Here is a 25,792-nt window from a genome sequence, read left to right on the forward strand (position 1 = left end):
ATTGCGGACCCGTGCGCGGTACGGTCGACACATCGACCGTCATGCCGGCGGGAAACCGGTCGAACGGGCCCGATCAGACAACGCCACAGCGGCCAGTGAGGAGCAGCGGGTGACGGAAAAGGACAACGACCAGACTTCTGACGAAGTCACCGTGGAGACGACATCGGTCTTCCGCGCCGACTTCCTCAATGAACTGGACGCTCCCGCACAAGCGGGCGGCGAGAGCGCGGTTTCCGGCGTCGAAGGGCTGCCGGTCGGCTCGGCCTTGCTGGTCGTCAAACGCGGACCCAACGCCGGGTCCCGCTTCCTGCTCGACCAGGCAACGACTTCGGCGGGCCGGCATCCCGACAGCGACATCTTCCTCGACGACGTCACGGTGAGCCGGCGGCACGCCGAGTTCCGGTTGGAAAGCGACGAGTTCCACGTCGTCGACGTCGGCAGCCTCAACGGCACCTACGTCAACCGCGAACCAGTGGACTCGGCCGTGCTGGCAAACGGCGACGAAGTCCAGATCGGCAAGTTTCGCCTGGTGTTTTTGACCGGCCCCAAGGCCGGTGACGACGACGGGAGTCCGGGAAGCTAGTGACCGCACCCGATACCCCCGCCCTGGCCGGGATGTCGATCGGAGCGGTCCTGGATCTGCTCCGGCCGGACTTTCCGGATGTGACGATCTCCAAGATTCGCTTCCTGGAGGCCGAGGGCCTGGTCACGCCGCAGCGGGCCGCCTCGGGGTATCGCAGGTTCACCGCCTACGACTGCGCGCGGTTGCGCTTCATCCTGACCGCGCAGCGCGATCACTATCTACCGCTGAAGGTGATCAAGGCGCAGCTGGACGCTCAGCCGGACGGTGAGTTGCCGCTCTCCGGATCGCCTTATGGCGTACCGCGATTGGTGCCGGTGGCCGGCAACGGGGCGGCCGGTGCCGGAGCAGACCCGGCGGCGGTCGGGCCGACCAGTGTTCGGCTGAGCAGGGAAGACCTGCTGGAGCGCTCCGCCGTGGACGAGGAGCTGTTGACGGCGCTGCTCAAGGCGGGAGTGATCACGACCGGCCCCGGCGGGTTCTTCGACGAGCACGCCGTGGTGATTCTGCAATGCGCCCGGGCGCTTTCCGACTACGGTGTCGAACCTCGTCACCTGCGGGCGTTCCGCTCGGCGGCGGACCGCCAATCCGACCTGATCGCGCAGATCGCCGGCCCCCTCGTGAAAGCCGGCAAGGCCGGCGCCCGGGACCGTGCCGACGACCTGGCGCGCGAGGTAGCCGCCTTGGCGATCACCTTGCACACCTCGTTGATCAAGTCGGCCGTGCGCGACGTTCTGCACCGCTGAAGGACTAGACTTTCCACGACAGCTTGTGTTCGGCGGCTTGGTCTTCCACCGCGGCGTCGAGCCAGGTCTGAGTCGGACACGGCGGTAGGTTTGCGGAGGGCAGTCACAGATGGGTGAAGTTCGCGTCGTCGGCATTCGCGTCGAGCAGCCGCAGAACCAGCCAGTGCTGTTGCTGCGGGAGGCCAACGGTGACCGCTACCTGCCGATCTGGATAGGCCAGTCCGAAGCTGCCGCGATTGCCCTGGAGCAGCAGGGTGTCGAGCCGCCACGTCCACTGACTCACGATCTGATCCGGGATCTGATTGCTGCGCTTGGGCATTCACTCAAAGAGGTGCGGATCGTGGACCTGCAGGAGGGCACCTTTTACGCCGACCTGATTTTCGACCGCAACATCACCGTGTCGGCGCGGCCGTCCGACTCGGTGGCCATCGCGCTGCGGGTCGGGGTGCCGATCTACGTCGAGGAGGCGGTGCTCGCCGAGGCGGGTCTGCTGATACCCGACGAGAACGACGACGAGCCCGCCACTGCTGTCCGTGAGGACGAGGTGGAGAAGTTCAAGGAATTTTTGGATAGCGTGTCGCCCGACGATTTCAAGGCGACTTAGCCGCTGGGCGTTGCCGACCGCATCAACATCACGGATGCGTCTCATCTGGGAGTTCGACGTCGACACGCCCGGTGGATAGCGGGGAGCGACTGTCGTGGCGGCCATACTTTGATGTCGAGGGCGAAGACGACAGCGCGTCCAAACGCGTATGCTCACAAGCACTCGGCCTGAGCAAACGCGGCTGCCAGGCAGCCACCGAACGAGCGCGATCGGCGAGAGGAAGCATCGTGGGCGATCAACCGCGTCAGGACCAGTTGGACCTCGGGTCTGGCCTCACGATCGGAGACGACGCCACAACGCATCCCGACGCGCCGAGCGAACCGGTGCAAGGCGGCCTGTTTCCCGATGACTCGGTGCCCGACGAACTCGTGGGCTACCGCGGCCCGAGCGCCTGCCAGATCGCCGGCATCACCTACCGCCAACTGGACTACTGGGCCCGCACCTCGCTGGTGGTGCCGTCGATCCGCAGCGCGGCCGGATCCGGCAGCCAGCGGCTCTACTCGTTCAAGGACATCTTGGTCCTCAAGATCGTCAAACGACTGCTCGACACCGGAATCTCGCTGCACAACATCCGCGTCGCGGTGGACCATCTGCGCCAGCGTGGTGTCCAAGATCTGGCCAACATCACGCTGTTTTCCGACGGCACCACCGTCTACGAGTGCACCTCGGCCGAAGAGGTTGTCGACCTGCTGCAGGGCGGCCAGGGCGTGTTCGGCATCGCGGTGTCCGGCGCGATGCGTGAGCTGACCGGCGCTATCGCCGACTTCCCCGGCGAGCGCGCCGACGGCGGCGAGTCCATCGCCGCGCCGGAGGACGAGTTGGCGTCCCGTCGCAAACACCGCGACCGCAAGATCGGCTGACACCCTTTTCCCACCGCTTTCTCCGCGAGCGTGCGTGTCCCCGGTCGACACGCCGCGCCGAAAGCCGGGTTTACGCACCCTCGCGCCGAGCGTGACCGCCCCGGTAAACTGGGCCGCGCATCGCACCTCATGCGGGAGAGTTCCGTGACGGCCAGCCACGGACGCCGAAGGAGCAATACCTCTCCGTCAACCTCTCAGGCACCCGGACCGCGCGAGACAACGATGCCTCTGGAAAGCGGTGAAGGCCCATTGCGGGTGATCACCCGCCGATGGGGAAAGGCGCAAGCAGGCCAGCGCTGAATCTCTCAGGCGCCCGATGTGGGTAGCGACAGAGGGAGAGGAACACCGTCCTCTGCCCATGTCAGGAGTCCCGAGTGTCCGACTACACGAATCCGCGGTTCGCCGACCGGCACATCGGTCCCGACAGCGACGCGATCGCCACGATGCTCGCCGTCATCGGCGTCGGGTCACTCGACGAGCTGGCCATCAAAGCGGTGCCGACCGACATTCTCGACGCGCTCACCGACTCCGGCGCCGCCCCGGGGCTGCACCAGCTACCGCCACCGGCCACTGAAGCCGAGGCGCTGGCCGAGCTGCGCACAATGGCCGACGCCAACACCGTCGCGGTGTCGATGATCGGCCAGGGCTACTACGACACGCACACGCCGCCGGTGCTGCTGCGCAACATCATGGAGAACCCGGCCTGGTACACCGCCTACACGCCCTATCAGCCGGAGATCAGCCAGGGCCGGCTGGAGGCGCTGCTGAATTTCCAGACCATGGTCGCCGATCTGACCGGCCTGGAACTGGCCAACGCCTCGATGCTCGACGAAGGCACTGCGGCCGCCGAGGCAATGACGCTGATGCACCGAGCGGCAAAGGGCAACGTCAACCGGTTGGCCGTCGACATCGACCTGTTCGGTCAGACCGCCGCAGTGCTCGCCACCCGTGCCCAACCGTTGGGCATCGAGATCGTCACGGCCGACCTGCGCGACGGGTTGCCCGAAGGTGAGTTCTTCGGAGTGATCGCCCAGTTGCCGGGTGCCAGCGGGCGGATAACCGACTGGACCGCGCTGATCTCCGAGGCGCACGAGCGCGGCGCGCTGGTCGCCGTCGGCGCCGACCTACTGGCCTTGACCCTGATCACCCCGCCCGGCGAGATCGGCGCCGACGTCGCATTCGGCAGCAGTCAACGCTTCGGTGTGCCAATGGGTTTCGGCGGCCCACACGCCGGATATCTGGCCGTGCATGGCAAGCAGGCCCGGCAGCTGCCCGGCCGGCTGGTCGGCGTGTCGAAAGACGCCGACGGAGCGCCGGCCTACCGCTTGGCGCTGCAGACCCGCGAGCAACACATCCGCCGCGACAAGGCGACCAGCAACATCTGCACCGCCCAGGTGCTATTGGCGGTGATGGCCGCGATGTATGCCAGCTACCACGGCGCCGAAGGGCTGACCGGAATCGCCCGCCGCGTACACGGCCACGCCGAAAAGATCGCCGCCGCACTGGGCGATGCGTTGGTGCACGACAAGTACTTCGACACCGTGCTGGCGCGGGTTCCCGGCCGCGCCGACGATGTGATCACCGCGGCGAAGGCCAACGGCATCAACGTGTGGCGCGTCGACGACGACCACGTCTCGGTGTCCTGCGACGAAGTCACCACCGATGGCCACGTGGCCGCGGTGCTCGAGGCCTTCGGCGTCGAGGCCGCCGAGCCCGTCTGCGCCGGGATCGTGACCCGCACCTCGGAGTTTTTGACGCATCCGGCCTTCACCCGGTACCGCACCGAGACGTCGATGATGCGGTATCTGCGCGCACTGGCGGATAAAGATGTGGCCTTGGACCGCAGCATGATTCCGCTGGGCTCCTGCACGATGAAACTCAACGCCGCCGCCGAGATGGAGCCGATCACCTGGCCGGAATTCGCACGCCTGCATCCGTTCGCCCCGCCCGCCGACACCGCCGGAATCCGTCAACTCATCGACCAGTTGGAGACCTGGCTGGTGCAGCTCACCGGCTACGACGCGGCTTCGCTGCAACCCAACGCCGGTTCGCAGGGCGAATACGCGGGCCTGTTGGCGATCCACGCGTACCACGCCAGCCGCGGAGAACCGCACCGCGACATCTGCCTGATTCCATCCAGCGCGCACGGCACCAATGCCGCGTCGGCCGCGCTGGCCGGACTGCGGGTGGCGGTGGTAGCCTGCCGGCCCAACGGTGACGTCGACCTCGACGACCTGCGCGCCAAAGTCAGCGAGCACGCCGAGCGGCTCTCCACGCTGATGATCACCTACCCGTCCACCCACGGGGTGTACGAGCACGACATCGCCGACATCTGCGCGGTTGTGCACGACGCCGGCGGGCAGGTGTATGTCGACGGCGCCAACCTCAACGCCCTGGTGGGGTTGGCGCGGCCCGGCAAGTTCGGCGGCGACGTCAGTCACCTGAACCTGCACAAGACGTTCTGCATCCCGCACGGCGGCGGCGGCCCCGGCGTCGGACCGGTAGTGGCCCGCTCACACTTGGCGCCCTTCCTGCCGGGCCATCCGCTGGCGCCGGAACTACCGCCAGGCCCGCCGGTGTCGTCGGCGCCCTATGGGTCGGCGTCCATCCTGCCGATCACCTGGGCCTACATCCGGATGATGGGCGCGGCCGGGCTGCGGGCGGCGTCGCTCACCGCGACCGCCTCGGCCAACTACATCGCCCGCCGGCTCGACGAGTACTACCCGGTGCTCTACACCGGCGAGAACGGCATGGTCGCCCACGAGTGCATCCTGGATTTGCGACCGCTGACCAAGGCCACTGGCGTAACTGTCGACGATGTCGCAAAACGCTTGGCGGACTATGGATTTCATGCTCCCACCATGAGTTTTCCGGTGGCCGGCACGCTGATGGTCGAGCCCACCGAGAGCGAAAGCCTGGCCGAGGTGGATGCATTCTGCGAGGCGATGATCGCCATCCGCGCCGAGATCGACCGGGTCGGCGCAGGGGAGTGGCCGGTGGACGACAACCCGCTGCGCGGCGCACCGCACACCGCCGAATGCCTGCTGGTGGCCGACTGGGATCACCCCTACACCCGCGAAGAGGCCGCCTATCCGCTCGGCAAGGCGTTCCGGCCCAAGGTGTGGCCACCGGTACGCCGCATCGACGGCGCCTACGGCGATCGCAATCTGGTCTGCTCCTGCCCGCCGGTGGAGGCATTCGCCTGACCGGACAGCGATTTCAGCCCAGTAACGTGCTGACCGCGCTGGCTAATTCGGGCGATGCCGAGTTCGCCAGATTGCGATAGCTACCACCGGACAGTTGCGCGACGGCTTCCCACGTGGACCGATCCGGGTCGCCGCCGAAGTCGATGACGTTGACCGCAACCGGCTTGGCCGGATCGCTGCTTGCCCGGATGAAGTCCTGCAGACCCGCCCCGTCGAGCGTTTGGTCGGTGTGCGGTCCGGCCGTGATCACCAGGACCGAATTGGTATGCCCCTCCTGGAAATTCGCCTGCGCCGCCTGGTAGGCCAACCGCAGCGTGGTGAACGACACCGCACCACCGGCCGACGAATATTGCTTGTCGAGCGTCGCCGTCAGCGCTGCCGACCGGGGCTGACCATCCACCGAGTCGCCGAGTGGGCCCGGCGACACTTCGGCGCGGCCTTCCTTGCCGTCGAACGTCCACAAACCGACCACCGAGGCCGGTGGCAGCCCCCGAATCCGGTCGTTCAGCGCGGCAACCACATTGGCCAGCCGAGATTTGCCGCCCTCGTCGGTGACCATCGACTGGTCGAGCATGATGAGGGCCGCCGGTCCGTTCGACGGGGTGGTCAGGGCACCGGCCAGCGTGGCCCGCATCGCGTCGTCACCCACCGACAGCGTCGACGGCAGCGCCGCGAAGCTGGTGACGTCGCTGCTCGGCGATTTGGCGCCCTCGGCGCGAAAACCGGCCTTGGCCAACTCGGTCAGCTGGTCGGGTTTGTGCATGAACCGGGCGAACGCACTGGCTGCAGCCATCTGCTCCTGCGACAACCACGAACCGCTCAGCAACACCGTCGGATAGTCGGCGACGGCGGCCGGTCCGGGCGGCAGCCACGAACTCAGCACGCCGGCCGCGTCGGCAAGCGACTGCCCACGCTGAAACAGTTGCTGCTCGGTGGTGACCACCGCATGCACCGGCGCCGTCGCCGGATCGCCGGGCTTGAGCAGCGAGTTCATCGCCTCGGTCAGCGAGTTGTCGGCGAGTTTGGGCTGACCGCCGACCAGGGTGCGCACGGCGCCGACGCCTGCGGTGGGCGGCGCGCCGGCTGGCGCGGCTGCGGCCGCCACCGCCTCGGCTGCCAGATACGCCGCGTCGCTGTTGCCGCCGATCGGCAGCGCCAGTCGCAATGAGCCCCACGCCGGCAGTTTCACACCGGCCAGCGCGTCGGGTTTGGTCTGCAGGTCAGGCAGCGTCGCCCAGTTCTGGCTGCCCAGCGCACGTTGGAGTTCGGGGCGGACGGCCAGCAGCACCGGCGAGGTGACCAGCGAGCGGCTGTCGCTGATCGTTTGCTGCCCGGCGGTGGCCACCAGCCGCGCCGCTGACACCGAGCTGGCCGGAATCCACAGCGCCGGTCGCTCACCGAGGTCGGCCGGCCAGTCTCCGACGAAACCATTGACGACGGCATCCGACCCGGCCGGCTTCACGTCGACGGCCACGCAGCGGTCACCGACAGGCGTCGCCGACGCGTTGTACCGGTCGGCCAACTGCCGCACCGGCTCGGCGATCGAAGGATCGGCGACGACGGCGACGGTTTGTTTGCCGTCGACACAGCGCCCGGCGGCGGTGTGTGAGCGGTTGGAGAGCGCGTCACCGAAAAAACGCCACAGGATGACGGTGGCGACCACCACCACGACCGCGACCAGCGCCGCGATCACGCCGATGCTGACCCCGCGCGGTCCGCCGTCGCTGCGATGACGCCGGACCCATTCCCGGGCGCTGTGGCCGCCACCGGCCGGCGCCCGCTCTCCGGGTCGCCCGAAGTCGGGATAGTCCTCCGAGATCTGGTCCTCGGGGGAGTCCTCGCCGTAGTCGGCGAAGCCGGGGTCGTCCACGAAGTCGTCGGGATAGTCGTCGGCATCGGAATGCGCCCCGCCGCCGAAGTAGTCGTCCGATCGGTCCTCGGGCGGTTCACCCGCGGACTCGTCGGGATCCGGAATGCTGTGTCTACCCATCAGCCACTCGAGCGGGCCTTAAACTCGCGACGCCGGCGGTGCAGAATCGGCTCGGTGTAACCGTTGGGCTGCTGCCCACCGGACAGGATCAGCTCCTCGGCAGCCAGGAACGCGATGCTGTCGTTGAAGTTGGGTGCCATCGGCAGGTACGCCGAATCGTCGGCGTTCTGCTGGTCCACCATCGGCGCCATCCGCTCCAGGCTGGCCCGCACATCCTCAGCTGTGATCACGCCGTGCCGCAGCCAGTTGGCCAGCAATTGGCTGGAAATGCGAAGTGTGGCACGGTCTTCCATCAGCGCGACGTCGTGGATGTCGGGCACCTTCGAGGATCCGACACCTTGGTCGATCCAGCGCACCACATAGCCGAGGATGGACTGGCAGTTGTTGTCGACCTCTTCGCGGATCTCCTCGGGGGCCCAGGCCAGCTCCTTGGCCAGCGGGATTGTCAGCAACTGGTCGATGCTGGTGCGTTGCTCGCCGGCCAGTTCCTTCTGCACTGCCACCACGTCGACCTTGTGGTAGTGCATCGCGTGCAGGGTCGCCGCAGTCGGTGAGGGCACCCAGGCGGTGCTGGCGCCGGCGCGCGGTTGGGCGATTTTCTGCTCGACCATGTCGGCCATCAGTTCGGTCATCGTCCACATGCCCTTGCCGATCTGGGCGTGCCCGGCGAAGCCGGCGGCCAGGCCGGCGTCGACGTTGTTGTCCTCGTAGCCCAAGATCCACGGCTGGGACTTCATGGTGCCTTTGCGCACCATCGGTCCAGCCTCCATCGAGGTGTGGATCTCGTCACCGGTGCGGTCCAAAAAGCCGGTGTTAATAAAGACGACACGATCCCTTGCCGCCTTGATGCAGGCCTTCAAATTGAGCGTGGTGCGCCGTTCCTCATCCATCACGCCGACCTTGAGGGTTGCCTTCGGCAGTCCGAGCACGTCCTCGACCCGGCTGAACAACTCGGCGGTGAAGGCGACCTCGTCGGGGCCATGCATCTTCGGCTTGACGATGTAGGTCGAGCCGGTGCGGCTGTTGGCCAGCGGCCCGTTCGCGTCGCCGGACTTCATTCCGTGCACGGCGCACAGGCCGGTAAAGAGCGCGTCCTGAATCCCTTCGAAGATCTCGTTGCCATCGGCGTCAATGATCGCGTCGTTGGTCATCAAGTGGCCGACGTTGCGGACGAAGAGCAGGCTGCGGCCGGGCAGGGTGAACTCGCTGCCGTCCGGGGCGGTGTACGTGCGGTCGTGATGGAGAACGCGGCTGAAGGTCTTCCCGGACTTGTTCACCTCGGCGGACAAGTCGCCCCTGTTCAGGCCCAGCCAGTTGCGGTAGGCGGCGGTTTTGTCGTCGGCGTCGACCGCGGACACCGCGTCCTCGAAGTCGATGATCGTGGTGACGGCCGACTCCAGGACGACATCCTTGACGCCGGCGGCGTCGGTCTTGCCGATCGGCGACTCCGGGTCGATCAAGATCTCGATGTGCAGCCCGTGGTTGACCAGCAACACCGAGGTCGGCGACTCGGCGTCGCCGGTGTAGCCGGCGAACCGGCCGGGGTCGGCCAGTCCACGGTCATGCTCCTCGCCCTGCACGCTCACCAGCAGCCGGCCGTCGTCGACCTTGAACGCGGTGGCGTCGGCATACGAGCCGGATGACAGCGGCACCGCGTCGTCGAGGAACTTGCGGGCGAACGCGATCACCTTGTCACCGCGCACTTTGTTGTAACTGGTGCCCTGTTCGGCGCCATCGGACTCCGGGATGACGTCGGTGCCGTAGAGCGCGTCGTAGAGCGAACCCCACCGGGCGTTGGCGGCGTTCAGCGCAAAGCGCGCGTTGGTCACCGGCACCACCAACTGCGGCCCCGCTGTTGTGGTGATCTCCGGGTCGACATCCGCGGTCGTGATCGTGAAATCGTCCGCTTCGGGAAGCAGGTAGCCGATGTCGGTGAGGAACTGGCGATACGCCTCGGCGTCGTGCGGCTCGATAACACGATGGCGGTGCCATTTGTCGATCTGGGCCTGCAGGTCATCCCGGCGCGCCAGCAGCTCCCGGTTCTGCGGGGTCAGGTCCGCGACCACCTTGTCGACGCCGGTCCAGAAGCTGTCCGGGTCGATATCGGTGCCGGGCAAAGCCTCGGTGTTGATGAAGTCGTACAGCACCTGGGCGACGCGCAGGTTCCCCACCGGCACGCGATCTGTCATCATTCTCCTCCGCACTGGCTAAATTAAATTCGTGCTCAGCCTACCGGCCTGCACCCTGGTTACCGACACCCGGCGACTCGCAGCAGCAGGTCACACCGCTCCAGCAGCGCGGACCGCAGCGGCGCGGCGCGTTGCGCAATGGCGCTCTGGCAACGCACATACTCGGCACGGCCAGCGGGCTGCTCGACGGCGATAGGTGTGTACCCGTAACTGTGCAAGTCATACGGGCTGGCCCGCATATCGACTTCGCGGGCCGCAGCGGCCAGTTCCAGGCAGTCCAGCAGCAGCTCGGAGTCGATCAGCGGGCTCAGCTTGTAGCTCCATTTATACAAATCCATGTTGGTGTGGAGGCAACCGGGCTGTTCGGTGTCCTGCTGCGTCGCGCGGCTGGGCGTCCCGGCGTTTCGCGGCGCCGCGTCGCTGGTGAAGAAGCGGAACGCGTCGAAATGACTGCAGCGCAGCGGTCCGGCGATCTCGGAATCGACAACGGCGTCGGTGCCCTCGGCGCCCAGTCGCAGTGGCACCCGGTCATGGCGGACGGTGCCGCTGCGGTAGACCATCGCCCATTCGTGCAGCCCGAAGCAGTTCAGCCGGGCCGGCCGCTGCGCGGTCGCTCGCAACAGCCGCGCCACAAACCCAAGCGTGTCCAAACGGCTGCGCAGATGGGCGTGGCTGACGGTGACACCGTCAGTGCCGACGGTGTAGCCGCGCCGGCCGCGGTAGTGGCGAATCGCGTCTGCGCCGGCCAGCACCACGCCGTAGCCGGGATGCCAGCACCGCAGTTGCCGGGGCCGCAAGCTGTAGTAGCTGAACAAGAAGTCCCACACCGGGTGCGGCTCGCCGGCGCGGTGGGAGCCCAGGAAACCCTCGACGCGGTCGCGATAAGCATCCGCGCGTACCCGCCACTGCTGGGGATCGAGGACCTCAGACACGATGTGTCCCGTCGCGCACGGTGCCGACCAGATCTTCGACCAGATCCTCCAGCGCCACCATCGCCGCCACGGCGCCGTCCTCGGCGGTGGCCAGCGCGAGGTGGCTGTTGCTGCGGCGCATCCGCGACAGCGCCTCGGGCAGCGGCATCGACGCGGGAAACTTCGGCAGCGGGCGCACCATCGCCAGGTCGATCACCGCCCGCGGATCGTCGCCGAGCGACAGCAGGTCTTTGATGTGCAGGTAGCCGATGAACCCGCCGTCCACATCGGCTACCGGAAACCGGGAGTAACCGGTGTCGGCCAGGGCTTGCTCGACCGCCTGAATTGTTGGCCCGCAACCCTTCTCGGCTACCGGCACCGCGCGGATGGCGGCGACGGGCACCGCGACGTCGGCGACGATCCGGGTGCGAATCTGCAACGCCCGGGTCAGCCGGGTGTGCTCTTCGCGGTCCAGCAGACCTTCCGACACCGATTCGGCGATCATCTCGCTCAGCTCAACGGTGGAGACTGTGACGTCGAGTTCGTCGCGCAGCGGCACTCGCAGCATTCGCAGTATCACGCCGGCGCACCAGTTGTACAACGCGATGAATGGCCGCGCCGCCCGCACGTACACCAGATACGGCGGGACCAGCAGCATTGCTGCCCGTTCCGGCCCTGCGATCGCGATGTTTTTCGGCACCATCTCGCCGAGCAGCACGTGCAGCGTCACCACGATGGCCAGCGCGGCCACGAACGACACGGTGTGCAACACGGCATGGGAGATGCCCAGCAGGTCCAACGGCGCCCGCAGCAGGTCGGCGACGGCCGGCTCGCCGATTCGGCCGAGCAGGATCGACGACACGGTGATGCCCAGCTGGGCGCCGGCGAACATCAGCGGCAGCCGCTCGCCGGCTCGGATCACGGTGACCGCACTGGACCTGCCCTGCTCGGCCAACGCTTCGAGCCGGTCGCGGCGCGCTGAGATGAGCGAGAACTCGGCGCCCACGAAGAACGCGTTGGCACCGATCAGAAACAGGGTCGTCAGTACCCACAGGAGATCAACCATCGCTGCCCTCGCCGGGGGTCGAGTCGCTGCGACCGGCCAACTCGGTCAACTCGAGCACGTCGATGCGGCGGCCGTCCATGCCCACCACTCGGGCCTGCCAGCGGGTCGACCCTCGCGACAGGCCCTCGGGCTCGAACGCGACCAGTTCGACCGCTTCACCGGCAACCGGTATGTGGCCAAGCTCCTGGAGCACCAGGCCGCCGATCGTCTCGTATTCGCCCTCCGGAGCACGGTATCCCGTCGCGCTGGCCACCTCGTCGATGCGCAGCAGCCCGGACACTCGCCACCCGTTACCGGCGGCCACCACGTGCGGGGTGGCGTCGTCATGTTCATCGCGCACGTCACCGACGATCTCCTCGATCAGGTCTTCAACGGTGACCATGCCCGCGGTGCCGCCGTATTCGTCGACGACCAGCGCGGTCTGCAGCCCGTTGGCGCGGATCTGGGCCATCACCGCGTCGCCGTCCAGCGTCGACGGCACCACGGCAACCGGCTGGGTGACAGCGGTCAGCCGGGTGTTCGCCCGTTCGGCGGAGGGCACCTCGAAGACCTGCTTGACGTGCACGATGCCGACGGTCTCATCGAGGTCGCCGTCGACGATCGGGAACCGGGAGAATCCTGTTTCGGTGGCGGTGGCGACCAGGTCGGCCACGGTGTCATCCTTCTGCAGCGCAACGATTTTCGAGCGCGGGGTCATCAACTCCTCGGCGGTCAGCGTGCCGAACTGCAGCGATCGATGCACCAGCGCAGCGGTGGCCGGGTCCAGGGAGCCGCTGCGCGCCGAGGTGCGGACCAGCGACACCAGTTCGGCCGGTGAGCGTGCCGAGCGCAGTTCCTGGGCCGGCTCGATGCCCAGCTGGCGCAGGATCCAGTTCGCCGTGCCGTTGGTCAGCCGGATGGCCAGGGTGAACACCAGTGAGAACAACAGCTGCGGGCCGGCGACTGCGCGCGCGGTGGCCAGCGGGCGCGCTATCGCGAGGTACTTGGGCACCAACTCGCCGAACACCATCGACACCGACGTCACGATCACCAGCGAAACGAACACCGTGATTCCGTGGGCGATCCGATCCGGCACTCCGAGGGCGTCCAACGCGGGGTGCGGCAAATCCGCCACCAGCGGTTCGGTCAGGTAACCGGTGCCCAGCGTGGTGATCGAAATGCCCAGCTGAGCTCCGGACAGCTGGAATGACAACGTGTGGTGGGCGCGCTGCACGTAGCGATCGCGGCGGGTCCCCTTGCGCGCGTGGGCCTCCACGGTGCTGCGCTCGAGTGTGGTCAGCGAGAACTCCGCGGCCACGAACAGCGCGGTGCCTACGGTGAGGACCACGATGGCCAGCAGGCTGAGCAGCGTGACGACGAGATGGTTCATCGGCGGTGCTGCCGTCGCGGGGCGCCGGGCGCAGTGCCCGGCCGGCTAGAAACGGGTTCCTCGGAGTCGGCACACGACGGCTCGGCCCGGAAGCCAACGGCCTCGACGGGTGCCTGCGGCACGTCGTACCTTTCCCTCGATGTAGCTGCGTGTTTGAAGTTCACATGGTAGCGAAAGTGGTAATCACTTTCGGTCACCAGCCGAACGGCAGCGGATGGCCCTCGGCAAATCCTGCCGCTGACTGCACGCCGACGACCGCACGTTCGTGCAACTCCGCCAGCGTCGCCGCGCCGACGTAGGTGCACGTGCTGCGCACCCCGGAGGTGATGTGGTCGATGAGATCCTCGACGCCGCCACGATGCGGGTCCAAGCCCATGCGCGACGTCGATATCCCTTCCTCGAACAGCGCCTTGCGGGCCCGGTCGAACGCGGTGTCGGCGGCGCTGCGGGCGACGACCGCCCGCTTGGAGGCCATTCCGTAGCTCTCTTTGTAGGCCTGGTCGTCGCGGTCACGCATCAGGTCGCCGGGGGATTCGTAAGTGCCGGCGAACCAGGATCCGATCATCACGTTCGACGCACCGGCCGCCAGCGCCAACGCCACGTCCCGCGGGTGTCGCACCCCGCCGTCGGCCCACACATGACCGCCGAGTTGTCGTGCTGCCGAAGAACATTCGAGCACAGCGGAGAATTGGGGACGGCCGACGCCGGTCATCATCCGCGTCGTGCACATGGCGCCCGGCCCCACCCCGACCTTGACGATGGCCGCGCCCGCGCTGAGCAGGTCCCTTGTGCCCTCGGCCGACACCACGTTGCCGGCAACCAGCGGCACGCCCAGTTCCAGCGACGACACCGCCTTGATGGCGTCCACCGCCTTGAGCTGGTGGCCGTGCGCGGTGTCGATGACCAACAGGTCCACACCGGCCTCGGCGAGGGCCTGCGCCTTGCTGGCCACGTCGCCGGTGATGCCCACCGCTGCGCCGATGCGCAGCCGGTTCGCAGCATCGGTGGCCGGCGTGTAGATACCGGCCCTGATCGCGCCGGTGCGGGTCAAGACACCGGCCAGCGTGCCGTCCGCGGCGGTCAGCACCGCGACGTCGACCGGCGCGTGCTCGAGCAGATCGAAGACATTACGGGGGTCGGTGTCTACCGGGGCGCTGACAAAGTCGGTGGTGACGACGTCGCGCACCCGGGTGAAACGATCCACGCCCTCGCAAGAGGATTCGGTGACCAGGCCGATCGGGCGGCCCTCGAAGACGACCACCGCCGCGCCGTGAGCCCGCTTGTGGATCAGTGCGGTCGCGTCGGACACCGAATCGTCGGGCGCCAGCATCACCGGGGTGTCGACAATCAAGTCGCGGCTTTTGACGAACGCGACCGTCTGTTGCACGGCGGTGATCGGAAGGTCCTGCGGCAGCACCACAATTCCGCCGCGGCGGGCCACCGTTTCGGCCATCCGCCGCCCGGCCACCGCTGTCATGTTGGCCACCACGACCGGGATCGTGGTACCCGAGCCGTCGTCGGTGGACAGATCGACGTCGAACCGCGACGCCACGTCCGAACGGTTCGGCACGATGAAGACGTCGTCGTAGGTCAGGTCATATGCGGGCCGGTGCCCGTCCAGAAACCTCATTGCTGCTTTCGCTTAATTTAGGCGGTTACTTCGCTGCGGTCGCCGCTCCACAACGTGTGGAACTTGCCCGGCTCATCGATCCGTCCGTAGGTGTGCGCGCCGAAAAAGTCCCGCTGGGCCTGGGTGAGAGCGGCCGGCAGCCGTTCGGTGCGCAGCGCGTCGTAATACGACAGTGCCGACGAAAAGCCCGGAATCGGAATACCCAACTGAGTTGCCGTGGACACCACCCGACGCCAGCTGTCGATCGCCGACTCGACGGCACTGCGAAAGTACGGCGCGACAACCAGACTGGCCAGATCAGGCTCGGCATCGAAGGCTTCCTTGATGCGGTTGAGGAACTTCGCCCGGATGATGCAGCCGCCGCGCCAGATGGTCGCCAGATCGCCGGGGGTGATATTCCAGTCGTATTCGGCGCTGCCGGCCTGAATCTGGTTGAAGCCCTGCGAATACGCGATGATCTTGGACGCGTACAGCGCTTGACGGACGTCTTCGGTGAAGGTGTCCGGGTCGGCGGGTCGCTCGCCGAGCCGGCCCGACGCCAGGCCGACGGCGGCCTTTCGCTGAGCCACCGAACCCGAGAGGGCGCGGGCGAACACCGCCTCGGCAATACCGGTTACCGGAACACCGAGATCCAGAGCGGATTTGACGGTCCAGCGGCCGGTGCCCTTCTGCTCGGCCTCGTCGAGGATGACGTCCACCAGCGCTTTGCCGCTCTTGGCGTCCTTTTGTCGCAGCACCTCGGCGGTGATCTCCACCAGGTAGCTGTCCAGGTCGCCGCCGTTCCAGTCGGTGAAAATGTCAGCGATCTGCGGTGCCGTCAGGTCCAGCCCGTCGCGCAGCAGCTGGTAGGCCTCGCCGATGAGCTGCATATCGGAGTACTCGATGCCGTTGTGCACCATCTTGACGAAATGCCCGGACCCGTCGGGACCGATGTGGGTGCAGCACGGCACGCCGTCGACATGGGCGGAGATCTCTTCGAGCAGCGGACCCAGCGATGTGTAGGACTCGGCCGGCCCACCCGGCATGATCGACGGCCCGTTGAGCGCACCTTCTTCGCCGCCGGAGATGCCGGCCCCGACGAAGTGCAGCCCGCGCTCGGCCATCGCGTGCTCGCGACGGATGGTGTCGGTGTAGAGCGCGTTACCGCCGTCGATGATGATGTCGCCTTGCTCCATGGCGTCGGCGAGCTCGTTGATGACGGCGTCGGTAGCCTCACCGGCCTTGACCATGATCAGCACCCGACGCGGTCTTTCCAGCGCGGCCAGGAACTCCGGAATCGATTCGCTGCGCACGAAGTTACCGTCGGCGCCGTGCTCGGCCAGCAGCGCGTCGGTCTTGGCGATCGAGCGGTTGTGCAGCGCCACGGTGTAGCCGTGCCGGGCGAAGTTGCGGGCGATGTTCGAACCCATCACCGCCAAGCCGGTGACTCCGATCTGCGCAGTGCCGGCAGCAGCGTTCGATGGTGACGAGCTCATGTGTTCGCCTCTCAAGTCGGGACCCTGTCCAAGTGTTTCATCACACACTGTGGCACAGCAGGATTCGGGTAGCCGCAGCGTATTCGCCGACGGCGGGGGTTCGGGCTAGGCGAACAGCCGGTGCAGTTCGGTGAGCCACGGTACGGCCAGGGCGACGGTGGGCACCACCAGCAGCGCGCCTGCGGCCAGATAGGCGCTCGTCGCCAGCAACAGGCTGTTGCCTCGCCCGCACAGCCGGCGTACCCGCAGCACGGTGTGCGGGCCTCCGGCGGCCAATGCACCCAGTGGTGTGCGGCCCGCCGCGCAGGTCACCAAGGCACGGGCCAGGGGAGTGCGACCTGCTGCGCGTACCGCGGCGTCGTCTGCCAGCAGCTCCACCAGCAGCTGCACCGCGTCCAGCGCGCTGGCACTGCGGACAAAGCGCGGAAAGGCGGCGTGCACAGCGGTGAACGCCTCCAGTACGAGGTCGTGGCGGGCGCGCAGATGCGCCCGCTCGTGGCTGATGATGGCGGCCACTTCGGTCTCGGTCAGCGAATCCAGCGCTCCCTCGCTGACCACCACGCGACTGCGGACGCCGGGCAGGCAATAGGCCAACGGTTGGGCGACCTCCAGGATGCGCAGCCCGTGGGCCCGGGTGCAGGCCAGCGCGGAAACCGTGTCGGGCGCGACGCCGAGCAGGTCGACGAGCATGCGGTGATGGGACCTTCGACGACGGGTGGTCACCGCCACTCGGATTACGGCGACCACCAATCGGGCCCCGATCAACAGTGTGAGGGCGAGAACGGCAACGTCCAGCACCCACAGCGGCCAGCCGAATCGCCCGATGTCACCGGCCAAGGTAGCCGTCGGCCACCCGTCGGGTCCGGGCACCAGCAGCCGGCTGGCAATCGCGATACCCGCGCTGAACGCCGAGAGCACTCCGGCCACGGCGATGGCTTGCCAGAGCACGACGGCGGCCCGGGGCGCGCGCAATGGCCAGGTCGCTCGCGCCAGCAGGGCCGGTATGGGGCCGACCAGCAGCAGCGCGAGGAGAGTGAAGGCCAGCGCGGACACGCTGCCAGTGTCCCTCAGTTCTCGGGTGGAATGCCAGCCGATCGGCCAGATGGGGACGCTGAACGGTGACTGGACTCCAACTCGTCGAGCGCCCGCCGCAGCGCGTCTGCCTCGTCGGCACCGACACGTTCAACGAAATGCACCAACGCGGCTTGACGACTGCCGGAGTCCGCGGCTTGGTCGAGCGCATCGACCATGAGTCCGGCGACAAGTTCGTCGCGACTGTGCACCGGCGCATAGCGGTGCGCGCGGTCGTCGCGGATTTGGGACACCAAGTTCTTCTTGGCCAACCGTTGCAACACCGTCATGACCGTGGTGTAGGCCAGGTCGCGTCGGGCAGACAACGCTTCATGTACCTGGCGAACGGTTTGAGGTTCGGGCGCGGACCACAGATGGTCCATCACCGCACGTTCGAGGTCACCTAAACGCGTTTGCTTAGCCATAAAGGTTCATCTCCTGAGCAATGACGTAAGCGTACCCCCGCTTACTACCGGCTGTCGTACCGAACCGCTGAGAGAAAGCCCGGCGCCAGCCGGATTTATCGTGACCCGACCTATCGACCGGCGGGAACGGCGGCGGAATCGCCGGTATTTCAGGCATGTGAGTGTCATCACAGGGTCTCACCTCGGCTGGTCGCGGATTAGTATGGTTAGCCTAACCAAACTAGCAGGAGGCGCGGGTGGCCATTGCGGTAGACGACCCACTGATCGCGGGGATGGCCATCCGCCGGACGCTGCCGCTGCATGAGTCCAGCCGGCGGCTTCGGGAACTGTATCCGCACTCGCCACGGGTGTACGGCGTCGCAGTGCTTGCCGACATCTCGCTGCGGCGGTGGTGGCCATTGGAGTCGGCCGTCACCACCGATCGGCTGCAGATGATGTTCGACGGCGCCGCGTCCGAGATGGACGGCCACTCCGCCGCTCGCGACCTGGCCGCTGCGCTGGTTCATACCGTGATCGGGCGGGTAGTCGCACTGCTGGTGCTCGAGGGGCGGGCGTGGGACATCGGCCTGGAGAACTTGTGGGTCCACAGCGACGCCGAGGGCGCCATCGACTGGGTGGCCGTGGTCGACCCGACGGTGCGCGCGCTGTCCGACGACGCCTGCTTCACCCGGGCTGACCAATGTCGGCAACGAGACACGGTGGTGCAGTTTCCCAGCGAGGCCGCGTTGGCCACCTGGGTCGCACATCGCTGCCACCGCACACTGGCGCCGCTGTTCGCCAAGCTGCACACGGTCAGCGACGGGGTGCTGTCGGTGGCGGCAATGTGGCACATCGTCGGAACGACCGTGGTGACGGCAGCGACACAGGTGCCCCGACTGGCCGCGGGCAGCGAGCTGACCGCGACGCGGCGCGGCCAAGCGGTGCTCGACGCACTCCTTGGTTTCGGCCTGCCGGTGCGTGGCCATTCCAACCGGCGGCGTGGAGCTCTTGCGAAATTAGGGCAGCCTTGCCTATGCTGACTGGCATCGAGCGATGATGACCGCGGCAGAGTCCTGAGGGCTGCAGTGACCCCCGGTCTACTCGATCGGCGAGCCCCGTGCCTGGTGCGCGGGGCTCGCCCGTTTCGGGGAGTCGAACATCGAATGGTGTAGACACAAGGACGTGGAAGCTGTGCCGGGCCTCACCGACGCCGACGCACCGTTCGACAAGGAAATCGGGCTGGTGTTCACCGAGCTGAGCCCCGATGGCGCTCGCGCGCAGCTCGAAGTTCAGCCAAAGCTGTTGCAGCCGTTCGGAATCGTGCACGGTGGCGTGTACTGCTCGATGGTCGAGAGCATGGCCAGTGTGGCCGCCTACACCTGGCTGGCCGCCCATGGCGGCGGTGCCGTCGTCGGCGTCAACAACAACACCGACTTCCTGCGGGCCATCGGCAGCGGCACGGTCTACGGGGTCGCCGAGCCGCTGCACCGCGGCCGGCTTCAGCAACTATGGGTGGTCACCGTGACCGGCGACGACGGGCGGATGGTCGCCCGGGGTCAGGTGCGGCTGCAGAACCTGGCGGCACCGCCGAGTTGAGTCCGAGCGGCTCTCAGGCCCAGCTGGAGCCGACGGCGGAGTCGGTGGAGGCCATGTTGTTGCCGGCCGTTTGGACTTTTTGGCCGTGGGCGTTGGCCTGTTCGTAGATGACTTGGAAGTTGCGGCCCAGTTGGGTGATGAACTCTTGGCAGGCCACCGAGCCCGCGCCGCCCCAAAAGTCGCCGGCGGCAAGCACATCGCGGACGATGGCCTGGTGTTCGGCTTCTAGGGAGGCGGCCTGGGCGCGGATCAGCGCGCCGTGGGCATCGACGTCACCGAATTGGTAGTTGATGGTCATGGCGGGTTCTCCTAGCTGCTCAGGATCTGCTGGGACGCTTGTTCTTGGGATTCGTAGTTGTTGGCGTCGCGGATCAGCCCGTCGCGCACGCCGTGGAGCATGTTGACGATGTTGCGAAACGCGGTGTTCATCTGGCCCATGGTGTCGTGAGAGGTCAGCTGGGCGGTTCCGCCCCAGCCGGCTCCGGCGATGTTTTGGCTCGACGCCCACATTTTGCGGGCCTCGTCCTCGACGGTCTGGGCGTGCACATCAAAACGGCCGGCCATGTCGCGCATGGCGTGCGGATCGGTCATAAACCGGGTAGTCATTGAAGTCTCCTTCAGAAATCAGCGAATGAGATTGTTGCGGTGATCGAGTCACCGCATGGTTGATCGTCGTCCCTTGGCCTTGCGCTTAGCCTCCTCCGGGTCCCGGCGACGGGAGTCAGCCATGCCACGCCCGGACATCGTCATCAGCGGCGCCCCGCCCAACAACGGCATCCCGCCGAGCATGCCGCCTTCTGTCGCAACCACATTGGCGATCGGTAACTCGGCGGCGGCCAGACGCATCTCCGGGGCCGCGGTGGCCCAGCCCTGCGGCACCGACATGCCGCTCAGGGAGGTCGCCCGGCCGATACCGGCGGACACCGATGCCCCCGCCAGGCCGGGGGCTCCCTCCACCGGCGTGAGGCCCAATGGCACAGCTGCCGCCGCGGCGGCGGGCGCCGTCGCTCCCAGACCTAAGGGAGACGGGAGCGCGGCACCGGCAATGGCATATTCGGGAAAGAACGCGGCAATGATCGCGGTATCGAAGAGGGCGTCCTGAGGCAGGGCCCAGATGTCCGAAAGCGACCCCAAAGTATCGAGACCCGGAATCGACCCCGTTGGCGCTGCTGCCTGCAGCGCCTGCGAGACCGAGGCGTGCCCGGCCGACGTACCGGTAGCCTGGGCGACCGCCGCGTTCTGCGCAGCCGTCCCACCGGGATTGGTGGTTTGCTGCGGTGCCGTGAACGGTGTCACCTGGGAAGCGGTCTGCGAGGCCGCGGCGTAGCCATACATCGCGGCGGCGTCCTGGGCCCACATCTCGGCGTAATCGGCCTCGTTGGCCGCGATGGCCGGGGCGTTCTGCCCGAGGATGTTGGTGGCTACCAGCGTCACCAGCTCAGTCCGGTTGGTGGCAATCACCGGCGGGGGCACCGTCATCGCATAAGCGGCCGCATGGGCGGCCGCCGCGGCCTTGGCCTGAACGCCGGTTTGTTGAGCCTGTGCGGCGGTAGCGCTCAACCACGCCGTGTGCGGTGCGGCCGCCGCGGCCATCGACACCGATGAGGCACCCACCCACGGTCCGCTGGCCAGCCCCGAGACCACCGCCTCGTAGTTGGCCGCGGTGGCGTAAAGGTCGTTGGCCAGTTCGTCCCAGGCGACCGCGGCGGCCAACATCGGCGCCGAGCCGGGACCGGCATACATGCGGCCGGAGTTGATCTCCGGCGGCAACGCTGCGAAATCCATACCTGCCCGTCTCTACGTCAGCCCGCAGCGATCGCGTTGGCTGCCTCAGTGGCCGCGTAGGTGGCCGCGCTGCCAGTGAGGTTTTCCGCGAACATCTGCTGGATGGCCGCAGCGTGAGCACCGACGGACTGGTACATCTGGGCTTGCGCAGCGAACCGTGCGGCGGTCAGCACAGATACTTCGTCGGCGGCTGCCGGAACCACCCCGGTCGTCGGCGCAGCTGCCGCCGCATTTCGGGCCGCCAGCCCAGACGCGATACCGCTTAAGTTACCGGCTGCCGCCATCAGCGCCTCGGGCTGTGTGGTTACGAAAGACAATGACTTCTCCTTTACTAAAGACAACGGCTCCAATAACTACCTAGCCGGACGGCAGTTGTGAAAGTGCGTTAACCGTTTCTTAACCTGGTTAACGGCGTTTTAACGTCGCTGCGTGCGCGGGTCGTTACCGCCGAAGCGGACCGCGGCCCCTGCCGCCATGGCGATGCCGGCCGCAGCACTGAGGAGTCTCTGACGAGCCAAGACACGCAATGTGACGCGCGAAATTCCCTGGGTGGTCGCCATTGCGGCCCGAGCGCACAACGTGCACTCACGCACCTTGCGTCACAGCGGCATGGGCGGCGGGGCACGATGTGGCGACCAGATTTAACCTTCCGCCCTCGCCGAGCGGTGAAAGATATGTAACGTGAATTTAACGCCAATACGGCCGATCTGATTTCGCAAAATCCCATCCGCTTTGCTAATGGAGCGCGCAGTCATTAGCGGACTCCCGGCATCTCCTGTTATGCGGAATACGCGCTAGCTGGCGGCCTTGGCGGCCTCGCCTTGGTGCGCCTCGGCAGCCAATACGGCCAGCTGCTCGAGGCGGGTGCGGGCGAAGGCCTGCTGCTCGGTGATGGTGAGCTGGCCGCGCTTACCGCTCAGGAAGGTCACCGTCCAGGACAGCACCGTGGTGATCTTGTTCTTGAAGCCGATCAGGTACACCAGGTGCAGCATCAACCACGCCAGCCAGGCGAACAGCCCGCCGAACTCCAGCGGACCGATCTTGGCGACCGCCGAAAACCGCGACACCGTGGCCATCGAGCCCTTGTCGAAGTATTGGAACGGCTCCCGCTCGGCCGCATCGGCGCCTTCGAGTTCGGCCTTGATGGTGCCTGCGGCGTACTTCGCCCCCTGGATGGCGCCCTGCGCCACCCCGGGAACGCCGTCGACGGCCGCCATGTCGCCGACCACAAAAACGTTGGGGTGACCCGGAATCGAGAGATCGGGCAACACCTTCACCCGTCCCGCTCGGTCGAGTTCGACGCTGGATTGCCGGGCCAGGTCCCTGCCCAATGGGCTGGCGGACACCCCGGCCGACCACACCTTGCAGGCCGATTCGATGCGCCGGGTGGTGCCGTCGGAGTCTTTGACCGTGATGCCGTTGCGGTCGACGTCTGTGACCATTGCGCCGAGTTGGATCTCGACGCCCATTTTCTCCAAGCGCGCCGCCGCCTTCTGACCGAGTTTGTCGCCCATCGGTGGCAGCACCGCGGGAGCGGCATCGAGCAGGATTACCCGCGCCTTGGTCGAATCGATGTGGCGGAACGCTCCCTTGAACGTGTACTCGGCCAGCTCGGCGATCTGCCCGGCCATTTCCACGCCGGTGGGACCGGCGCCGACGACGGTGAAGGTCAGCAGCTTCTCACGCCGCTCAGGATCGCTGGACCGCTCGGCCTGCTCGAACGCGCTCAGGATCCGGCCCCGCAACTCCAGCGCGTCGTCGACGGACTTCATGCCTGGGGCGAACTCGGCAAAATGGTCATTGCCGAAGTAGGACTGACCGGCGCCGGCGGCGATGATCAGGCTGTCGTACGGGGTCTCGTAGGTGTGACCGAGCAGCTCCGACACGACGTACTTGCCGGACAGGTCGAGATGCGTGACGTCGCCGAGCAGGACCTGGACATTGCGTTGTTTGCGCAGGATGACACGGGTCGGGGGAGCGATCGCTCCTTCGGCGACGATGCCCGTCGCCACCTGGTACAGCATCGGCTGAAACAGATGATGGGTGGTGCGGGCGATCAGCTTGATGTCGACGTCGGCCCTTTTCAGTTTCTTGACCGCGTTGAGTCCGCCGAATCCGGATCCGATGACGACGACCTGGTGCCGACGACCTGATGCAGCAGTGTCTTCGGGTTGGGCACTCATGTTTGCGGGTTGCTCCTCGACGGCGACTGCGTTCATTAACACGGTAGTCGCCCGCCCGGGCACTGATCGACGCCGACGCTGTGTGATCAGCCACACCGCAACGACCGGGTGTGACGCGCCGCTTCTGCGGCCGCACTTGCTGGTGTGTCCGAGTCCGCAATCGGGTAATCGCAGCAAAGGAAGTCAGAGGAGGACACAGTGGCGAAGGATCACGGTTCCAGCGTCAAGAACGACAAGCAATACGAGGGCTTGCGCGAAAAAGGGATGAGCAAGTCACGGGCCGCGGCGATTTCGAATTCCCCGGGGTCGTCCAGCCGCGGCGGCAAGAGTTCGGGCAGCAGTCAAAGCAATCGCAGCAGCGGTAGCGGCAGCGGCGGAAATCAGTCTCAGAAAAAGGCCGCCGGCCGAAAAGGCGGCAAGAAGTCGAGCTGATCGACGAACAAAATTGGGGCCGGCGAATCGCCTACCCGAAGTGAGCCAGCGCGCCGTGGCTGACGTGCAGCAGTTGACCGGTGATGTGCCGAGCCGCCGGCGTGGTCAAGAACAACGCCATCCGAGCGACCTCAGCGGCAACCGTCGGCGGCATGCTGGTCAGGCCCTCATACCCCGCTTGGGCGCTGCGGCCGGCCGCGACAGCGTTGACGGTGATTCCGCGCGTGCCGAAAACGGTCGCCTGGCCGGCGGCCCAGTTGGCCAGTGCTGCCTTGATTGCGGCGTCGGCGCTGCCGGCCGGCGGGTTCTCCGGCACCACGCTGACAATCGAGCCACCGGAGCGCAGATGATCGCCCACCGACTGCACGGTCAGCACCGCCGAGAGCACGGTGGCGTCCAGCGCGTTGCGCCAGGCTGCGGCCAGATCGGCAATTGAGTAGGTACGGGGGTCACCGGCGTCCCAGCTCGGCGCCGGCACGTTGACAATCGTGTCGAGATGATGGGGAAACAACCCGCGAACCTCGGCCAGACTGGCCGGATCGGTGGTGTCGCAGACGATCGCGTCGACATCGAGCTCCTTGGCGGCCACCTCGAGGTCGTCGCGCCGTGCACCTGCGATCGTGACCTGGTGGCCAGCATCCCGGAAGCCCTCGGCAACGACTCGACCCAGTTCGGTGTCGCCTCCGGTGACTAGCACCTCCACTGCCATGACCTCCTCGTGTTCAACGCTGAGCCCGGCTCGCGGGCACTCCGCCTCGATTTCAGTCGATGTTACTGGACGGTAGCTAGCGGTGGAACTCCAGACGCGGAACAACTCGCACACCATTTGGGTAACGGTTGCGCGTCGCCCCGTCGCACCCCCGTTCTTCCCGGCAGGCCGGGTTAGGGTTTGACGCATGCGTCGGATATGGCTGATGGCCTGTTGTGTTGTGCTGACCCTGGTAGCGAGCCTGACCGGCTGTGGCTCGAGAACCCCATCGCCGGCGCCGTCGGAGTCGAAGTCGCCGGCTCCGGCAACTCAGTCGATCGTGGTGTTCGCCGCAGCCTCGCTGAAGCCGACGTTCACTGAGATCGGCGAGCGCTTCAAGACCGACAATCCCGGCGCGAACGTCGATTTCAATTTCGCCGGGTCCTCGGATCTGGCCACCCAATTGACGCAGGGGGCCAGCGCCGACGTTTTCGCGTCGGCGGACACCGCGCAAATGGATACTGTCGCCGGAGCCGGATTGACCGCCGGCACACCGGTCAATTTCGCATCCAACACCCTGGTGATCGTCACGGCTCCGGGCAATCCGAAGGGTGTGATGTCGTTCGCCGACCTCACCAAGCCGGGATTGAACGTGGTGGTGTGCCAGCAGCCGGTGCCCTGCGGAGCTGCGGCCCGGCGCATCGAAGACAAAACGGGCGTGCGGCTCAACCCGGTCAGCGAGGAACCGAATGTGACCGACGTGCTGAACAAGGTCACCACCGGCCAGGCCGACGCCGGCCTGGTGTACCTCACTGACGCGGCCAATGCCGCCGACAAGGTCACCACCGTCGACTTTCCTGAGGCTGCCGACGCCGTGAACGTGTATCCCATCGCGGTGCTCAAGAAGTCGCCGCAGCCTTCGTGGGCGCAGAAGTTCGTGGATCTGGTAACCGGTGAGCCCGGCCAGAAGATCTTGGATCAGGCGGGCTTCAAGAAGCCCTGACGAG

Annotated in this window: 24 protein-coding genes and 2 riboswitches; of the genes, 9 read left to right on the top strand and 15 right to left on the bottom strand. The window is 66.8% G+C overall.

The window, feature by feature from the left end; translation table 11 throughout:
* Positions 1-109: 109 nt before the first annotated feature.
* From garA to gcvP, 5 genes are all read left to right on the top strand, one after another.
* Positions 110-583 (top strand): glycogen accumulation regulator GarA, encoded by a 474-nt coding sequence (gene garA, locus AC5Y5W_RS16040; RefSeq protein WP_065012869.1) that lies wholly within the window; start codon positions 110-112, stop codon positions 581-583.
* Complete coding sequence (gene ftsR / locus AC5Y5W_RS16045; protein WP_499899990.1) at positions 583-1,326, top strand: transcriptional regulator FtsR; 744 nt, start codon at positions 583-585, stop codon at positions 1,324-1,326. The genes garA and ftsR overlap by 1 nt, the downstream gene beginning before the upstream one ends.
* A 109-nt stretch (positions 1,327-1,435) precedes the next feature.
* Positions 1,436-1,930 carry a bifunctional nuclease family protein gene (locus AC5Y5W_RS16050; RefSeq protein ID WP_065012871.1) on the top strand — a complete coding sequence of 165 codons (495 nt, stop codon included), beginning with the start codon at positions 1,436-1,438 and terminating at the stop codon, positions 1,928-1,930.
* 227 nt (positions 1,931-2,157) lie between these two features.
* The gene (locus AC5Y5W_RS16055; RefSeq protein WP_499883896.1) at positions 2,158-2,790 is read left to right on the top strand and encodes a MerR family transcriptional regulator; all 633 of its coding nucleotides are present in this window, start codon (positions 2,158-2,160) and stop codon (positions 2,788-2,790) included.
* A 122-nt stretch (positions 2,791-2,912) separates the two neighbouring features.
* A riboswitch (glycine riboswitch) is annotated at positions 2,913-3,010 on the top strand.
* Positions 3,011-3,132, top strand: a riboswitch (glycine riboswitch).
* A gap of 32 nt (positions 3,133-3,164) precedes the next feature.
* Positions 3,165-5,996, top strand: coding sequence for an aminomethyl-transferring glycine dehydrogenase (gcvP, locus tag AC5Y5W_RS16060; protein ID WP_500011153.1), 2,832 nt, complete (start codon positions 3,165-3,167; stop codon positions 5,994-5,996).
* 13 nt (positions 5,997-6,009) lie between these two features.
* Here the strand turns inward: gcvP and AC5Y5W_RS16065 are convergent, their stop codons facing one another.
* From AC5Y5W_RS16065 to AC5Y5W_RS16105, 9 genes are all read right to left on the bottom strand, one after another.
* Positions 6,010-7,986, bottom strand: coding sequence for a substrate-binding domain-containing protein (locus tag AC5Y5W_RS16065; RefSeq protein ID WP_500011155.1), 1,977 nt, complete (start codon positions 7,984-7,986; stop codon positions 6,010-6,012).
* Positions 7,986-10,175 carry a malate synthase G gene (locus tag AC5Y5W_RS16070; protein WP_500011156.1) on the bottom strand — a complete coding sequence of 730 codons (2,190 nt, stop codon included), beginning with the start codon at positions 10,173-10,175 and terminating at the stop codon, positions 7,986-7,988. The genes AC5Y5W_RS16065 and AC5Y5W_RS16070 overlap by 1 nt, the downstream gene beginning before the upstream one ends.
* A gap of 59 nt (positions 10,176-10,234) precedes the next feature.
* Positions 10,235-11,107, bottom strand: a complete 873-nt coding sequence (locus tag AC5Y5W_RS16075; RefSeq protein ID WP_500011157.1) for a 3-methyladenine DNA glycosylase — start codon at positions 11,105-11,107, stop codon at positions 10,235-10,237.
* Positions 11,100-12,152, bottom strand: coding sequence for a hemolysin family protein (locus AC5Y5W_RS16080; protein ID WP_500011159.1), 1,053 nt, complete (start codon positions 12,150-12,152; stop codon positions 11,100-11,102). Before AC5Y5W_RS16080 ends, AC5Y5W_RS16075 begins: the two co-directional genes overlap by 8 nt.
* Entirely contained in the window at positions 12,145-13,521 is a 1,377-nt protein-coding gene (locus AC5Y5W_RS16085; RefSeq protein ID WP_500011161.1) for a hemolysin family protein, read from the bottom strand. Before AC5Y5W_RS16085 ends, AC5Y5W_RS16080 begins: the two co-directional genes overlap by 8 nt.
* 193 nt (positions 13,522-13,714) lie before the next feature.
* Entirely contained in the window at positions 13,715-15,151 is a 1,437-nt protein-coding gene (locus AC5Y5W_RS16090; RefSeq protein WP_500011163.1) for a GuaB1 family IMP dehydrogenase-related protein, read from the bottom strand.
* A gap of 17 nt (positions 15,152-15,168) precedes the next feature.
* Positions 15,169-16,626 carry an NADP-dependent phosphogluconate dehydrogenase gene (gnd, locus tag AC5Y5W_RS16095; protein WP_500011164.1) on the bottom strand — a complete coding sequence of 486 codons (1,458 nt, stop codon included), beginning with the start codon at positions 16,624-16,626 and terminating at the stop codon, positions 15,169-15,171.
* Positions 16,627-16,731: 105 nt separating this feature from the next.
* Positions 16,732-17,679, bottom strand: a complete 948-nt coding sequence (locus tag AC5Y5W_RS16100; protein WP_500011165.1) for a M56 family metallopeptidase — start codon at positions 17,677-17,679, stop codon at positions 16,732-16,734.
* Between the two features lie 14 nt (positions 17,680-17,693).
* Positions 17,694-18,122, bottom strand: coding sequence for a BlaI/MecI/CopY family transcriptional regulator (locus AC5Y5W_RS16105; protein ID WP_500011166.1), 429 nt, complete (start codon positions 18,120-18,122; stop codon positions 17,694-17,696).
* Positions 18,123-18,358: 236 nt separating this feature from the next.
* Between AC5Y5W_RS16105 and AC5Y5W_RS16110 the strand changes: the two genes are divergently transcribed.
* Together AC5Y5W_RS16110 and AC5Y5W_RS16115 are read left to right on the top strand one after the other, a co-directional pair.
* Positions 18,359-19,141, top strand: a complete 783-nt coding sequence (locus AC5Y5W_RS16110; protein ID WP_500011167.1) for an iron reductase — start codon at positions 18,359-18,361, stop codon at positions 19,139-19,141.
* 142 nt (positions 19,142-19,283) lie between these two features.
* Positions 19,284-19,697 carry a PaaI family thioesterase gene (locus AC5Y5W_RS16115; protein ID WP_500011168.1) on the top strand — a complete coding sequence of 138 codons (414 nt, stop codon included), beginning with the start codon at positions 19,284-19,286 and terminating at the stop codon, positions 19,695-19,697.
* Positions 19,698-19,710: 13 nt separating this feature from the next.
* On the opposite strand, the gene AC5Y5W_RS16120 is transcribed toward AC5Y5W_RS16115, so the two are convergent.
* From AC5Y5W_RS16120 to AC5Y5W_RS16140, 5 genes are all read right to left on the bottom strand, one after another.
* Positions 19,711-19,995, bottom strand: a complete 285-nt coding sequence (locus tag AC5Y5W_RS16120) for a WXG100 family type VII secretion target (RefSeq protein ID WP_065012885.1) — start codon at positions 19,993-19,995, stop codon at positions 19,711-19,713.
* 11 nt (positions 19,996-20,006) lie between these two features.
* Positions 20,007-20,303 (bottom strand): WXG100 family type VII secretion target, encoded by a 297-nt coding sequence (locus tag AC5Y5W_RS16125; protein WP_500011170.1) that lies wholly within the window; start codon positions 20,301-20,303, stop codon positions 20,007-20,009.
* 48 nt (positions 20,304-20,351) lie between these two features.
* Positions 20,352-21,482: a PPE family protein gene (locus AC5Y5W_RS16130; protein ID WP_500011171.1), complete on the bottom strand. Its 1,131-nt coding sequence runs from the start codon at positions 21,480-21,482 to the stop codon at positions 20,352-20,354.
* A 17-nt stretch (positions 21,483-21,499) separates the two neighbouring features.
* The gene (locus AC5Y5W_RS16135) at positions 21,500-21,799 is read right to left on the bottom strand and encodes a PE family protein (protein WP_499899762.1); all 300 of its coding nucleotides are present in this window, start codon (positions 21,797-21,799) and stop codon (positions 21,500-21,502) included.
* A 477-nt stretch (positions 21,800-22,276) separates the two neighbouring features.
* Complete coding sequence (locus AC5Y5W_RS16140) at positions 22,277-23,665, bottom strand: NAD(P)/FAD-dependent oxidoreductase (RefSeq protein ID WP_499899761.1); 1,389 nt, start codon at positions 23,663-23,665, stop codon at positions 22,277-22,279.
* A gap of 198 nt (positions 23,666-23,863) precedes the next feature.
* Between AC5Y5W_RS16140 and AC5Y5W_RS16145 the strand changes: the two genes are divergently transcribed.
* Complete coding sequence (locus tag AC5Y5W_RS16145) at positions 23,864-24,097, top strand: DUF7218 family protein (RefSeq protein WP_499899760.1); 234 nt, start codon at positions 23,864-23,866, stop codon at positions 24,095-24,097.
* A 31-nt stretch (positions 24,098-24,128) separates the two neighbouring features.
* Here the strand turns inward: AC5Y5W_RS16145 and AC5Y5W_RS16150 are convergent, their stop codons facing one another.
* Complete coding sequence (locus tag AC5Y5W_RS16150; protein ID WP_500011172.1) at positions 24,129-24,806, bottom strand: SDR family oxidoreductase; 678 nt, start codon at positions 24,804-24,806, stop codon at positions 24,129-24,131.
* 187 nt (positions 24,807-24,993) lie between these two features.
* Between AC5Y5W_RS16150 and modA the strand changes: the two genes are divergently transcribed.
* A complete protein-coding gene (gene modA, locus AC5Y5W_RS16155) occupies positions 24,994-25,788 on the top strand; it encodes a molybdate ABC transporter substrate-binding protein (protein WP_500011173.1) in 795 nt (264 codons plus the stop codon).
* The last annotated feature ends 4 nt before the right edge of the window (positions 25,789-25,792 follow it).

The organism is Mycobacterium sp. NGS51, assembly GCF_059812525.1.